The following is a 13,629-nucleotide window of genomic DNA, read 5'->3' on the forward strand; positions in this document are numbered from 1 at the left end:
ACGGCGCTGCGGCGCCCGGTAAGGAGCAGAGGATGGACTGGCGCCACAAGGCAATCTGTCGCGACGAAGATCCGGAACTATTTTTCCCCGTGGGAAACAGTGGCCCGGCACTCGCGCAGATCGCCGATGCCAAGGTCGTCTGCACGCGGTGCCCTGTCACCGCTGAGTGCCTGTCCTGGGCACTCGAGTCCGGCCAGGATGCCGGCGTGTGGGGCGGTATGAGCGAAGACGAGCGTCGCGCGCTGAAGCGTCGCAATGCACGTACGCGGGCTCGTAGCTCCGTATAACTCCCGGTGAACCGGTGAGGGCCAGTCCCTCACCCCGGTTCGCCCGGGCACAGCAGAACCCGGTGACTCCACGACGGAGCCCGGGTTTTTTGCTGTCCGATGCCCAGACGTCCGGCGCTCAGCTGTTCAGGTTCGGGGCGAGCGACGCCCGAGCGGGACGCGGAGGGAGGCGTCCGTGCCCCCGCGAGGCGATGGATGGAGCCCGAGGGAGCCACCCAGTTCGACGGACACCAACGTACGGACGATCTGCAGGCCCAGACCCTCGGACTTCTCCAACGAGAACCCTGAGGGCAAACCACGCCCGTCGTCGTGGATGACGACGTCGAGCCACCGCGCGGATCGGTCGGCCGAGATGCGGACGACACCCGCGGTGCCGGCGTCGAATCCGTGTTCCATGGCGTTCTGCACCAGTTCGGTCAACACCATCACCAGTGGTGTGGCCCGCTCGGCGGAGAAGACGCCCAACTTACCTTCCCGCGCGACGCGGACGCGCGGGTTGACCGTGGCGACGTCGAGCATGATCGGGACCAGCCGGTCGACGATCTCGTCGAGGTCGATTTCCTCGTCCACCGACATGGACAGCATTTCGTGCACCAGCGCGATGGACGTCACCCGTCGAACCGACTCCGACAACGCCACGCGCGCTTCCTCGTTCTCCAATCGCCGTGACTGCAGGCGAAGCAAAGCGGCGACGGTCTGCAGATTGTTCTTCACCCGGTGATGGATCTCGCGGATGGTCGCGTCCTTGCTGAGCAGCGCACGGTCTCGGCGCTTGACCTCGGTCACGTCCCGCACCAGCACGATGGCCCCCACCGACTCACCACGCGGCCGAAGCGACAGAGTTCTGATCAACACCGTCGCACCGCGCGCGTCGGCTTCCATCCGGTATCCCTCGCTTCCCGACAGCGACGCACGAATGTGGTCGGCGATCTCCTGGGAATCGAACGGATCGGTGATCAACGACCGCGTCACCGACGCCAGATCCGTCCCGGACAGGTCGGTCGCCAAGCCCATCCGGTGATAGGCGGACAGTGCGTTCGGACTCGCATAGACGACGCGGCCGTCGGTGTCGACCCTGATGAAGCCGTCGCCTGCACGCGGTGAGGAGTTGACGTCGGTGCGTTCCACGGGGCTGGGAAATGTCCCCTCGCTGATCATCCGGCACAGATCGTCGGCGCAGCCCCGGTATGCGACCTCGAGCGCGCCTGCCGTCCGCTGCCGCGTCGGGTTGGCGTCGCGAGTGAGAATCGCGATGACGTGGTCGCCGCACCGCACCGGCACGCTGTCGGTGTTGGAACCACTGCTGACGATGTCGCGGGTGACCAGCGAGTCCATGACCGTCGGGTGCTGGGACTCCGAGACGACGGCGCCGACCATGTCCTCGGTGAACACCGTCGGTGCGGTCGTCGGTCGGCACTGCGCGACGCACAGGATCTTGGCGTCCGGGCTCGCATCCACGTCGTCGGTTCCGACCCAGAGAAGAAGGTCCGCGAACGACAGATCCGCGAGGAGCTGCCACTCCCCGACCACCCGTTGCAGGTGATCGACAGCTTCTCCGGTCAGATCGGTGTGTTCGGCGAGCAGGTCGCTCAGTGTCGACACGGTGACGGCTCCGTCGCGATTGTGGGCGGGTGCGAGGCGGTGAGAGTCTAGGAGACCACAGCGATCAGGTCGCCCTGCTTTATGACGTCGCCCACGGTGACGGCAATGGTGCTGACCACGCCGGCTGACTCGGCGAGCACCGGAATTTCCATCTTCATCGATTCGAGAACGACGAGAGTGTCCCCGACCGCCACCTCGTCCCCCTCGGTGACCACGATCTGGAACACGGTCGACACCATTTCCGCGCGCACGTCCTCGGCCATTTGGCATCCTCTCGTTCACGGGCGGTTTCGCCTGTGGTTCCGGCACCCGTGACAGGGCGGCCGACCACTCGTGAAAGACTGTAGTGAACCAGTAGAGAGGAGCTCATCATGGGTAAGCGTGGGCGCAAGAAGCGCAGTCGCAAGAACAACAAGGCAAACCACGGCAAACGTCCGAACAGCTGACGATTTGCCTCATCACACGACGAAGGCCGGGAAGCGCGATGCTTCCCGGCCTTCGTCGTACCTCGGCCGGATCTACCCCGGCGTCGTCACTCCTGCTCGGTGTGCTTGATCAGCACGGTTCGCCTTATCTCGATGCTCAGGCGCTCCCGCAGACCGGCGGGCGCCTGGTCACCACCGCACTTGCGACTGATCAGACTCTTGACCTTCTCTTCGATGCCGTACGCGGCAAAGCATGATCCACACTCGTCGATGTGACGTTGAAGCCGAGCCCGGCTGCCTTCGTCGCACTCGTTGTCGAGCATCAGCCACACGTCGGCGATGACCGCGGAGCAGTCCAACGCCTCGAACTGCCGATTCTGTTCGGCTTCGTCGTTCGCATCCGATGTCACTTCGAGACCTCCTGCTCGTGCGCGTCGACCGCACCGTTGCGATTGAAACCACGTTCACGTGCCACGTCCGACAGCAGGCCTCGGAGCTGTTTACGTCCTCGGTGCAGCCGGGACATGACGGTGCCGATGGGCGTGCCCATGATGTCGGCGATCTCCTTGTACGGAAAACCTTCGACATCGGCGTAGTACACCGCCATACGAAATTCCTCGGGCAGCGACTGAAGCGCGGCCTTGATGTCGTCGTCGGGCAGCGCATCGAGAGCTTCGACCTCGGCGGAACGCAGTCCCGTCGACGTGTGCTCGGCCGTTGCGGCCAGCTGCCAATCCGTGATCTCGTCCGTCGGGTACTGCGCGGGTTGGCGCTGCTTCTTTCGGTACGAGTTGATGTACGTGTTGGTCAGGATCCGGTACAGCCACGCCTTGAGGTTCGTTCCCTCACGAAACGAGCGGAATGCGGAGTACGCCTTGATGTACGTCTCCTGGACCAGGTCCTCGGCGTCGGCCGGGTTCCGCGTCATCCGCAGTGCCGCGCCGTAGAGCTGATCCAGCATCGGCAGTGCGTCGCGCTCGAACCGCTCGGTCAGGTCCGCCGCCGACTCCACCGGTGCCTCGGCCTCCGCCTGAGCTGGGCGCTCGACTTCCTCCACGCTGATCCCTTCGGTAGCCATATCCGACCAGGTTACAGCGGGAGAAGGCAGCGCCTTCACGTAGATCGCACTCGAACTCGGAGCGGACCGGAGCGGGCGCTCGGTCGTCGTCACTGCCACAGCAGATCCCTTCCTCTTGCCTTGCGTACCTCTTGGCTCTTCAACACCGGCTTCACCCCGGTCATTCCAGGCGCCGGTCTGGCTACAGTGATCCGATGCCCTCAGCGCACCGGCCCGCCGCCTCCACACCTGCCGTCGCTCTGTTGATCGCGGAGAAGGTCGAGCACTCGGTGCACACCTACGACCACGACCCGAGGTCGGAATCGTTCGGCACGGAAGCGGCGGACGTCCTCACCGAACGTCTCGGTGTCGTCGCCGACCAGATCTTCAAGACGTTGGTGCTCAGGCGTTCCGACAACACACTCGCGGTGGCGGTTCTGCCCGTCACGGCGACACTCTCCCTCAAAGCCGCAGCCTCGGCCCTCGGTACCAGAAAGATCGTGCTGGCAGACCGAGCGGAGGCGGAGAAATCGACCGGGTACGTCTTCGGCGGCGTCTCCCCGCTCGGCCAGAAACGAGCGCTCGCGACCGTCGTCGACGAATCTGCCCTGGCCTGGGACCGAATTCTCTGCAGCGGAGGCAGGCGAGGGTTCGAGATCGAGCTCGACCCGAAGGACCTCGTCCGGCTCGCGCGGGCCGTGACGGCGCCCGTCGCCACCAGCTGAGCGCCGATGCGCAAAGATGGTGTGGTGACCAACTGGACCGCACCGCTCTCCACAGCCCCCGTCGACGCGACCGTCACGCTGCCCGGTTCCAAGTCCATCACCAATCGCGCGTTGATCATCTCCGCACTGGCAGGCGGACAGTCGACGGTCACAGCGGCCCTGCGCAGCCGTGACACCGACCTGATGATCGCCGCGTTGCAGCAACTCGGAGTCGGTATCACGATCGACCCGGCCGATCCGACGTCTCTGACGGTCACTCCCGGCGCCCTGCGCGGCGGATCGATCGATTGCGGGCTCGCCGGAACGGTGATGCGGTTCGTTCCGCCTCTTGCTGCCCTGGCGGACGGTGTGGTGCGTTTCGACGGTGACGAGCAGGCACGGACCCGGCCGCTGGACACCATTCTGGGCGCGCTACGCCACCTGGGAGCCGACGTGGCCGGGGATTCGCTGCCGTTCACCGTCACCGGGTCCGGCACTCTGCGGGGCGGGGCCGTCGACATCGACGCCTCGGGTTCTTCGCAGTTCGTGTCCGGGCTGATGCTCAGCGCAGCCGCGTTCGACGACGGCATCACCATTCACCACACTGGAAAGCCCGTACCGTCGATGCCGCACATCGACATGACGGTCGAGATGCTCCGGCGCGCAGGTGTGCAGGTGAGCACTCCGGCCGACAGCGGCGACGCGGACACCTGGCGCGTGCATCCCGGCCCGGTCGACGCCGTGTCGTGGGTGGTCGAACCCGACCTGTCGAACGCGACACCGTTCCTGGCCGCGGCGGCGGTGACCGGAGGTGTCGTACGGGTTCCGAACTGGCCGTCGTCGACGACGCAACCGGGTGATGCCATCCGAGGAATTCTCGAATCCATGGGCGCCACGGTAACCCTCGAGAACGGAACCCTCGAGGTGCGAGGCGGGGCGACATCGACCGGAGTCGACATCGACCTGCACGACGTCGGCGAGCTCACACCCACGGTGGCGGCTCTCGCCGCGCTTGCGGACGGCCCATCGCACCTACGCGGAATCGCTCACCTGCGCGGACACGAAACCGACCGTCTCGCAGCACTTGTCGCGGAGATCCGCCGACTGGGCGGGAACGCGACCGAGACCGACGACGGTCTGGACATCGCACCCGCGGCCCTGCACGGCGGGGTGTGGCGAGCGTACGCGGACCACCGGATGGCAACGGCAGGAGCAATTCTCGGACTGGTGGTCCCCGGAGTGGAAGTCGACGACATCGGAACCACCGCGAAAACCCTCCCAGGTTTCGAAAATCTGTGGGCCTCGATGCTGGGAGACTCGCCGCTCGCGGGGCGAGGGACACGGCCGACCACCGAAGGTGTTTCGTCCTGAGTCGCCGCTACGACGAGTCGGACGTCCGCATCCGCCCGGGCAAGAGCTCACGCCCCCGGACGAAGACGCGACCCGACCATGCCGATGCCCAGTCGGGAATGGTCGTGTCCGTGGACCGCGGCCGGTGGGGATGCGTTCTCGGAGGGGACCCGTCCCGGCCGGTCGTCACCATGCGCGCACGCGAACTGGGTCGCACACCCATCGTCGTCGGAGACGATGTCGACATAGTGGGAGACCTGTCCGGCAAGGTGGACACGTTGGCTCGCATCGTTCGGGTGTCCGAGCGCCGGACCGTGCTTCGCCGTACTGCCGACGACACCGATCCGTACGAACGTGTCGTGGTCGCCAATGCCGAACAACTGTTGATCGTCGCCGCACTGGCCGACCCTCCGCCGCGCACCGGATTCGTCGAGCGTGCGCTCGTCGCCGCATACGTCGGCGGTCTGAAACCTGTTCTGTGCCTGACCAAGAGCGATCTGGCCGACCCACACGAGTTCGCCTCGGCGTTCGCCGACCTCGACGTCCCGGTGGTGCTGGCCGGGCAGAGCGAGGATCTGACCGACCTCACCGCACGGCTGACCGACAGCGTCACGGCACTCATCGGCCACTCCGGCGTCGGGAAATCTACGTTGGTGAACAGGTTGGTGCCCGACGCGAAGCGCGCAACCGGCACGGTGTCCGGTGTCGGCAAGGGCCGTCACACGTCGACGCAGTCGATTGCACTTCCGTTGCCGGGAGGCGGGTGGGTGGTGGACACCCCTGGCATTCGATCCTTCGGGCTCGCGCACATTTCACCGGAGAACGTGGTGGCCGCGTTCTCCGACCTGGCGGACGCCATCGATGACTGCCCGCGTGGGTGTACTCACCTCGGTCCTCCGGCGGACCCGGAGTGCGCGCTCGATACGTTGACCGGCGATGCAGCGAGACGCGTCGCTGCGGTCCGTCTACTGCTGGAAGCCGTGCGCACCAACGAGAACTGGTGACCCCGCGAGTGCAGTTCCACCCACGAGGTCACCAGTCCGTGCTTGTACGGTCCTAGGCGGACAACTTCGCGACGAGGCCGCGAATGCCTTTCTTCTTCTTCGATTCCGCGATGGCCGTGCGCAATCCGCGGCGTTTTCCGGTGACCGGATCGACGGTCAGCAGCCCGCGAGACTCGTCGGTGAACTTGCGCTCCGACGCCGTCTCCGGCGCGTCGTCCGCGGTTGCCTTGAGGTACTTGTTGGGCAGCGAGAGCTTGGCGATGGTTCGCCAGGACAGCAGGTACTGCTTGCCGATCGAGCCGGTGGTGTAGGGCAGGTCGTACTTCTCGGCGAGTTCCAGAACTCGGAACTTGATCTCGCGCAGGCGATTACTGGGCAGATCCGGGAACAGGTGATGCTCGATCTGGTAGCAGAGGTTGCCGCTCATGAACTCCATGACGGGGCCTGCCTCGAAGTTCGCGCTGCCGAGCATCTGCCGCAGGTACCACTGCCCCTGGGTCTCGCCCTCCATGTCCGACTTCGTGAACTTCTCCGCACCGTCCGGGAAGTGCCCGCAGAAGATGACCGTGTTGGTCCAGACGTTGCGGATCATGTTGGCGACGATGTTGGCCGTCAGCGTGCTCTTCCACGCCGGACCGGTGAGGGCCGGGTAGACCACGTAGTCCTTGGCGATCTGCTTGCCGATCTTCTCGAGGACCTCTCGACGCTTGCGCTCGAACTCCTCGCGCTCGACGCGGCCCTTGGCGACCTTGCCGAGTTCGAGATGCTGTGCGGCGACGCCGTATTCGAAGAAGAGCTGCAGAAGCAGGTTGTAGACCGGGTTGCCGAGGTTGAAGGGCTTCCACCGCTGGTCGCGCGTGACACGCAGAAGTCCGTAGCCGACGTCGTCGTCCATTCCGAGCACGTTGGTGTACTTGTGATGGATGTAGTTGTGCGTCTGCTTCCAGTGCGCCGACGGCCCGGTGTTGTCCCACTCCCACGATGTGGAGTGGATTTCCGGATCGTTCATCCAGTCCCACTGCCCGTGCATCACGTTGTGCCCGAGCTCCATGTTCTCGATGATCTTGGCGGCGCCGAGCATGCCTGCCCCGAGCAACCAGGCCGGGCGCTTGCGGCTTGCGAAGAGGACGGCACGGCCACCGATCTCCAGCGTGCGCTGCAGCCGAATGGTGTTGCGGATGTACCGCGCGTCGCGTTCTCCGCGAGACGCCTCGATGTCACGGCGGATTGCATCCAGCTCGACGCCGAGCGCCTCCACGTCCGCATCGGTCAGATGCGCGTATTCCTTGATGTCCGAAATCGCCACGGGTTACGGCCCTCCTGGCAGTCGTCGGTGATGCACGTCGTGCACGTTCACCACTACCGTACCGTAACTTACGGGAGCGTAGGTTACGACCCCGTAGGTGTGAGAGACTTCACGCGCGACTTCTGCGCCTGACGGAGAGCCTTGGCCTGTCGCTTGGCTTCTTTCTTCGCGTTCCGCAACGTGACCCGCGCTTCTGCAATGGCCGAACGGAGACCGCGACGCTTACCGGTCAGTGGATCGATTCGGAGCGCATGCACCGTCGGCTCGTCACCCGCCCTGAACCGACGCTCGGAACTGGTCTCGGGCGCATTGTCCGACGTGGCACGCAACCACTGATCAGGAAGCGACAGCTTGTGAATGGTACGCAGCGCCAGCAGGTACTGCTTCCCGAGCGACCCGGTGGTGTACGGAAGGTCGTACTTCTCGCACAGCGCATGCACCTTCTCGGAAATCTCCTCGTACCGGTTGCTGGGCAGGTCCGGGAACATGTGGTGCTCGATCTGGTAGCACAGGTTGCCGCTCATGAACGCCATGACCTTGCCGGCGTCGAAGTTGGCGCTGCCGAGCATCTGACGCAGGTACCACTCCGCGCGCGTCTCCGTCTCGAACTGACCGATGGTGAACTTCTCTGCACCGTCGGGGAAATGGCCGCAGAAGATGACCGCGTAGGCCCACAGGTTTCGGACGAGATTTGCCGTCGCGTTGGCGGTCAGAGTGCTCTTCCACGCAGGACCGGTCAACGCGGGGAACAGAACGAAATCCTTGCCGACCTGACGGGCGATCTTGCGAGCGAACGCACGATTGGACGGAGACTTCCAGAACTCTTTCTCGTGCTCGCCGTCCAGTTCCTTCTGCGCGTCCAAGTCGTGCAGAGCGATGCCCCACTCGAACGTCGCCGCCAGGAGGACGTTGGCAATCGGCTGCAAGAGGTTGATCGGCTTCCACGCTTCGTCGCGAGTCATACGGAGAATGCCGAAGCCGATGTCGTCGTCCATGCCGACGATGTTGGTGTAGGTGTGATGGGAGTAGTTGTGCGCGCGCTTCCACTGCTCCGACGGGCCCGTCTGGTCCCATTCCCACGACACCGAATGGATCTCCGGGTCGTTCATCCAGTCCCACTGCCCGTGCATCACATTGTGCCCGAGCTCCATGTTCTCGATGATCTTCGCAACGCTCAACATCGCGGTACCCACAAGCCACGCTGGACGGTATTTGCTGCCCAACAGCACGATTCGGCTGCCGAACTCGAGACAGCGCTGCAGCTTGATGGTCCGACGGATGTACGCGGCATCCTTCTCGCCGCGCGAATCCTCGATGTCGCGGCGGACCGCGTCCAATTCTCTGCCGAAGGCTTCCATGTCCTCTTCGGTCAGGTGTGCGAACTCTTTGATGTCCGTGATGGCCACCGTGGTCCTCCGAAAGTCGTGGGCGCGGGCCCGAAATGCGTTTTCGCCTCTGTGCGCCAGTGCAAGGGTAGCCGAACTTACTGAGAAGTCCGTGTGGGTTGGAGCACGCTCACACCGCGTCTCGGCCGGTCAGAGCTCGAGTGTGCAGTCGCCTGCAGCCGCCGAAATGCAGGTCTGAATACGGTCGCCTTCACCGTGCTCCTTGCCCGAGCGCAAGTCGATGACGTGCCCGGCCGTCAACGGCACGACGCACGTCTGACAGATACCCATCCGGCACCCGAACGGCATCTGCACACCCAGACCCTCCCCTGCCTCCAACAAGCTCGTGGCACCGTCGACCTCGACGGACCGGTCCGACTTGGAGAAGGTCACCTTGCCGCCCTTGCCGGACGTGTCGGCCCGGGCGATCTCGAAGCGTTCGAGGTGCAGTCTGTCCTCGATTCCCTCCGACTTCCACACTCGCTCGATCTCCTCGAGCAAGCCGGACGGCCCACACGCCCACGTCTGACGCTCGCGCCAGTCCGGGTAGAGCTCGTCCAGCGACGCCAACGCGAACTTGCCGTCCGATCTGGTCAACTGCACGTGCGAGGTGAACTGCGGATGACCGGTCGCCAGCGATGCGAGCTCGTCGGAGAACATCACTTCGTCCTCGGTGGGTGCCGAATGAATGTGCACCGTGTCCGGCATGTCTCCGTGCCTGTCCAGGGTGCGGAGCATGGAGATGATGGGTGTGATGCCGCTGCCTGCCGTGATGAACAGAATCTTTTCCGGCGGCGGCGTCGGGAGCGCGAAATTGCCCTTCGGAGCGGCCAGCCGAACGATGGTGCCCTGGGGCACGCCGCCGACGAGGTGGCTGGAGAGGAAGCCCTCCGGCATCGCCTTCACCGTGATCGAGATCAGTTTCTCGTCCCAGTTGGGTGCGGACGTGAGCGAATACGAGCGCCAGTGCCAGCGCCCGCCGAGGTGCAATCCGATCCCGATGTACTGCCCGGGCTGGTAGTCGAAGTTGAATCCCCATCCAGGCTGGATGACCAGAGTGACCGCCGTTGCGGTCTCCTGCTCCACCCGAACGATCCGACCGCGCAGCTCACGCGCCGACCACAACGGGTTGGCGAGGTGCAGGTAGTCGTCGGGTAGCAATGGTGTGGTGATGCGCGTGATCGCGCCACGCAACATGTTGAGCTTCGGACGCTTGGGAGCAGATACACCCGCGGCGGGAGCTTCCAGCCACTTCTTGAGATCCATCGGAAAGTACTTACCCCTCGTTCGAGACAGAGACAACGCTGACGTGCTGGACCAGCTGGCGCGAACAGGCCCATATCAAGGTTACGCTACCGTAGGTTACTGGGGCGTTCGACTTCTACAGAAACTCCAACAGGAACGGCAGCTCCTGCGTCGCGTACCACGCGAGGGCGTGATCCTCGGCATCACCGAGGACGAACTCGGCGTCCGGATCGCCCATGTCCGCCGCATCCACGACCCCGACCGCCTTCTCGACAGCGGACTCGGCGCCTTCGAGGTCGACGTGGACCGACGCGACCTCGCTCATCCGAAGCGGCTCCTTCAACCGAACGACGGCGTCGTCCAGGTCCGGCCGAAGCGTCGGATCCTCCACGTCCGCGGCGATCACCGCACGCCGGAACACGACCGAGCCGTCGACGACACCGTCGCCCTCGTCTTCCAGTGCTGCACCGACCAGACGCAGTGACGCCCTCGCCGCTTCGTTCATCGCGACCTCGGCCAGCTCCTCGTCGTCTCCCGACGAGTAGGCCTCACGGAGGGTGGGGGTCACCGCGAACGCGGTACGACTGACCGGATGGAACTCACCGTCGGCCACCAGCGTCCGCAACATGGCGACCGTCGCCGGAACATAGACCCTCACGCGTACCTCACACTCTCGATTCGTTGCTGGCGTCGACGAGCTCTTCGAGCGCCTCGCGCAACAGGACGGTGATGACGTCGACGTCGGGCATCGCGCCACGATCGGCGTTCAGGCCGAAGCACACGAATCCGTCGTACGACGTCAAACCGATACTGAGAGCCTGGTTCTCGAACAGCGGCGACACGGGGAACATCTCCAACATACGGGCACCTCCCACGTACAGAGGGAACTGTGGGCCCGGGGCATTGGTGACGATCAGATTGAACAGGCGCCTCGACAGCCTGCTGCCCGCCCGGGCACCCATCGCGTGCAGACTGGCGGGCGCGAACCCCGAGATCCGCATCAACGTGTCCGCGGTGACCCCCGGAGACTGTTTGGCGTGCGCCTCGGTGGCGTGCGCGATGTGCGACAACCGCACCACCGCGTTCAGCTCACCCACCGGCAGGTCGATCAGGAACGACGACACCTCGCTGCGGGGCGGCATCTCCGGGTCGTGGTCTCCCGTCAGCCGGTCCGCGCGCTCGTAACCCGACGGATCCTCGGCGACGTAGACCGACATCGGAACCATCGCGCGCACGGTCGACGACGCCGTGACGGGCTCGCCCCGCGACAGCAGCCAGTTGCGGAGAGCTCCGGTCACGACGGCCAACACGACGTCGTTGATCGAGCAGTCGAAACGTGTGTGAATCTTGCGGTAGTCGGTCAGTTCGGTCTTCGCGACCGCGAAACGTCGGTTCCTCGAGATGGGGGCGTTCAGGGGGCTCGTCGGCGCGGTCTGGGCGGCGGTCCGAACGACGGACAGCACCTTTCCCGCTGCGCCGAGCGCTCCCCCGGCGATTCCGGCCACCCCGGCCGCGGCACCACGCAAGATCTCGACTCCCTCGCTCGGGGAGGCGATCAGTTCCGTGATGGCGTCGATCACCAGCGCGGATTCCTTGGGTTCGCGCGCAGGCATCCACAATTCCTCCGCCATCGCGGGCGGGCTCTTGGTTGCATCCAGAATGACCTGGCCGATCTCGAGCGCCTTCTCACCGTCGACGAGCGCCGAGTGCGACTTCGTGAAGATCGCGAACCGGTTCTTGCTCAAACCCTCGACCAGGTACATCTCCCACAGGGGCCGAGTGCGGTCCAGGGGCCGCGACGTCAGCCGCGCCACCAGATCGTGAAGTTGCTCGTCCGATCCCGGCTTCGGTAGGGCCGAGCGGCGAATGTGATACGTGATGTCGAACTCGCCGTCGTCCACCCACACCGGCCGGGCCAGGCCGAACGCAACTTCCCGAACCTTCTGTCGGTACCGCGGCACCAGAGCGAGGCGCTGCTCCACCAGCGACAGCAGGTCCTCGTAGCGGAAACCGTTGCGAGGCGTGCGAAACACCGCGAGAGAACCGAGATGCATCGGTGTACTGCTGGCCTCGAGGAAGTAGAACGACGCATCCTGAGTTGTCAGTCTGTTCGCCATCGCGGGTACCGGTTCCCCAATCCTTAGCCACACCGTGCCGATCACCACTCGTCGAGCGAGGTGGTTCGTCGTACTCGAACCTAGACGAACCCACAGGCTACAGCCATTCGGCCGACGTTCGATGGAACCGACTGCGCCTCGGTTCCGTCTGAATTACCAAGAAGCCGAATCCGCCGGAGGGACCGAGAATGAACGCCATGTCGGATGCACGCCGGTTCGCGTACATCGCCCGCGCCACAGCATTCGAACCGCCGACGGACAGCGCACGTGCGAACGACGGGCCGGTGACGGACAGTCAGGCCGTCCCTGCTGCCTGCAGCAGGCCGACCCGTCGCCGACGCCCGTTCCCGCGCAGCGTCGGACACCACGAGCACCCCGAAGGTTCCGGACCTGCCGCCGCACGCGGATCGCGCATCGGCCCGTTGGTGGTGGACAGCGAGAATCCGGTGTCCGACGATGCTCGCCGCGGCGCCGAGCAGGCAGTTCGGTTGCTGCTGGAGGTCCTGGATCGACGACGGCCGCCCGAGAAGATGGGACAGCTGTTCGCCCCGAACGTCGTGGAATCGGTGCGGACGATCGCACGCACCGAACCACCGGGTCGACGGCTGGGGGCGGCCAGCCTGCGTCGCATTCACGTCACGCACGCCGCACGCAACGCGACGGAAGTGTTCGGAACCTACACGCGCGGGACGCGGGTGTTCGCGGTCGCGGCCCGCCTCGAGTACCGGCGCAGCCTCAAGTACACCGGGTGGACAGTCACGTCGCTGCGCGTCGTCTGATGCCGTGCAGCGACGTGACCGAGACCCCTAGCGCTTCTTCTTGGACCGCGCCGGCTTGGACGTCTTCGACTGTGCCCGAGCGGCTTCGCGGCGTTCCCGACGCGTTCCCTGCGCCGCGGCGTCGCCGCCCGACGAGTTGGGTGCCGTCGCGACACCGGACCGGCGAACTGCGGTCCCTCCGTCTTCGTCCGGACCGGAGAACGTCAGACGCTCCTCGGTGCGGTCGTCCAGGCCCTTCGCGCGCAAGGCCGACGGAACGGGGGCGGCAGGCGCCTCCTTCTTCGGTTCCGGACGGGCCGGCGCGGGCTGACCCGCCGACGCCGGAGCCGCGCCCGCGACAGCCGACGCTGCCGGGGCCGGGGCCGGGC

15 protein-coding genes and 1 pseudogene are annotated in these 13,629 nt (G+C 65.3%); 6 read left to right on the forward strand and 10 right to left on the reverse strand.

Annotation, left to right across the window (positions count from 1 at the left end; all coding sequences use genetic code 11):
• The first annotated feature begins 32 nt into the window (after positions 1 to 32).
• Positions 33 to 287 (forward strand): WhiB family transcriptional regulator, encoded by a 255-nt coding sequence (locus BH95_RS07965; protein WP_026347946.1) that lies wholly within the window; start codon positions 33 to 35, stop codon positions 285 to 287.
• A 126-nt stretch (positions 288 to 413) separates the two neighbouring features.
• Here BH95_RS07965 and BH95_RS07970 read toward each other — a convergent pair whose 3' ends face one another.
• Both BH95_RS07970 and BH95_RS07975 read right to left on the reverse strand, forming a co-directional pair.
• A complete protein-coding gene (locus tag BH95_RS07970; protein ID WP_020112109.1) occupies positions 414 to 1,889 on the reverse strand; it encodes a sensor histidine kinase in 1,476 nt (491 codons plus the stop codon).
• A gap of 47 nt (positions 1,890 to 1,936) precedes the next feature.
• Positions 1,937 to 2,152: a biotin/lipoyl-binding carrier protein gene (locus tag BH95_RS07975; RefSeq protein WP_019666101.1), complete on the reverse strand. Its 216-nt coding sequence runs from the start codon at positions 2,150 to 2,152 to the stop codon at positions 1,937 to 1,939.
• A gap of 108 nt (positions 2,153 to 2,260) precedes the next feature.
• Here BH95_RS07975 and BH95_RS29965 point away from each other — a divergent pair, with 108 nt between their 5' ends.
• The gene (locus BH95_RS29965; protein ID WP_099052202.1) at positions 2,261 to 2,335 is read left to right on the forward strand and encodes a 50S ribosomal protein bL37; all 75 of its coding nucleotides are present in this window, start codon (positions 2,261 to 2,263) and stop codon (positions 2,333 to 2,335) included.
• Positions 2,336 to 2,421: 86 nt separating this feature from the next.
• Here the strand turns inward: BH95_RS29965 and rsrA are convergent, their stop codons facing one another.
• Together rsrA and BH95_RS07985 are read right to left on the reverse strand one after the other, a co-directional pair.
• Positions 2,422 to 2,724 (reverse strand): mycothiol system anti-sigma-R factor, encoded by a 303-nt coding sequence (gene rsrA, locus BH95_RS07980; protein WP_020112110.1) that lies wholly within the window; start codon positions 2,722 to 2,724, stop codon positions 2,422 to 2,424.
• A complete protein-coding gene (locus tag BH95_RS07985) occupies positions 2,721 to 3,392 on the reverse strand; it encodes a sigma-70 family RNA polymerase sigma factor (RefSeq protein WP_019666103.1) in 672 nt (223 codons plus the stop codon). The genes rsrA and BH95_RS07985 overlap by 4 nt, the downstream gene beginning before the upstream one ends.
• Positions 3,393 to 3,586: 194 nt before the next feature.
• On the opposite strand from BH95_RS07985, the gene ybaK reads away from it, so the two are divergent.
• The 3 genes from ybaK (at position 3,587) to rsgA (ending at position 6,429) form a co-directional block, all read left to right on the forward strand.
• Entirely contained in the window at positions 3,587 to 4,096 is a 510-nt protein-coding gene (ybaK, locus tag BH95_RS07990) for a Cys-tRNA(Pro) deacylase (RefSeq protein ID WP_020112111.1), read from the forward strand.
• A 6-nt stretch (positions 4,097 to 4,102) separates the two neighbouring features.
• Entirely contained in the window at positions 4,103 to 5,446 is a 1,344-nt protein-coding gene (gene aroA / locus BH95_RS07995) for a 3-phosphoshikimate 1-carboxyvinyltransferase (protein WP_196248741.1), read from the forward strand.
• 104 nt (positions 5,447 to 5,550) lie between these two features.
• Entirely contained in the window at positions 5,551 to 6,429 is an 879-nt protein-coding gene (rsgA, locus tag BH95_RS08000; RefSeq protein WP_231383863.1) for a ribosome small subunit-dependent GTPase A, read from the forward strand.
• Between the two features lie 52 nt (positions 6,430 to 6,481).
• Here the strand turns inward: rsgA and BH95_RS08005 are convergent, their stop codons facing one another.
• The 5 genes from BH95_RS08005 to BH95_RS08025 all read right to left on the reverse strand — a co-directional run bounded on the left by BH95_RS08005 (position 6,482) and on the right by BH95_RS08025 (position 12,482).
• A complete protein-coding gene (locus BH95_RS08005) occupies positions 6,482 to 7,735 on the reverse strand; it encodes a fatty acid desaturase family protein (protein ID WP_019666107.1) in 1,254 nt (417 codons plus the stop codon).
• A gap of 83 nt (positions 7,736 to 7,818) precedes the next feature.
• Positions 7,819 to 9,141 carry a fatty acid desaturase family protein gene (locus BH95_RS08010; RefSeq protein WP_020112114.1) on the reverse strand — a complete coding sequence of 441 codons (1,323 nt, stop codon included), beginning with the start codon at positions 9,139 to 9,141 and terminating at the stop codon, positions 7,819 to 7,821.
• A 129-nt stretch (positions 9,142 to 9,270) separates the two neighbouring features.
• Complete coding sequence (locus BH95_RS08015; protein ID WP_019666109.1) at positions 9,271 to 10,386, reverse strand: ferredoxin reductase; 1,116 nt, start codon at positions 10,384 to 10,386, stop codon at positions 9,271 to 9,273.
• A 115-nt stretch (positions 10,387 to 10,501) separates the two neighbouring features.
• The gene (locus BH95_RS08020) at positions 10,502 to 11,023 is read right to left on the reverse strand and encodes a DUF6912 family protein (protein ID WP_019666110.1); all 522 of its coding nucleotides are present in this window, start codon (positions 11,021 to 11,023) and stop codon (positions 10,502 to 10,504) included.
• A gap of 7 nt (positions 11,024 to 11,030) precedes the next feature.
• Entirely contained in the window at positions 11,031 to 12,482 is a 1,452-nt protein-coding gene (locus BH95_RS08025) for a WS/DGAT/MGAT family O-acyltransferase (RefSeq protein ID WP_026347949.1), read from the reverse strand.
• A gap of 197 nt (positions 12,483 to 12,679) precedes the next feature.
• Here BH95_RS08025 and BH95_RS08030 point away from each other — a divergent pair, with 197 nt between their 5' ends.
• On the forward strand, positions 12,680 to 13,261 hold the full coding sequence (locus BH95_RS08030; protein ID WP_019666113.1) for an Rv3235 family protein: 582 nt from the start codon (positions 12,680 to 12,682) through the stop codon (positions 13,259 to 13,261).
• 27 nt (positions 13,262 to 13,288) lie between these two features.
• Here the strand turns inward: BH95_RS08030 and BH95_RS29450 are convergent.
• Positions 13,289 to 13,629: pseudogene (locus tag BH95_RS29450) on the reverse strand (preprotein translocase subunit SecA); the annotation flags it as partial.

Origin of the sequence: Rhodococcoides fascians A44A (genome assembly GCF_000760735.1) — a bacterium.
In the GTDB taxonomy this organism is placed as follows: domain Bacteria; phylum Actinomycetota; class Actinomycetes; order Mycobacteriales; family Mycobacteriaceae; genus Rhodococcoides; species Rhodococcoides fascians_E.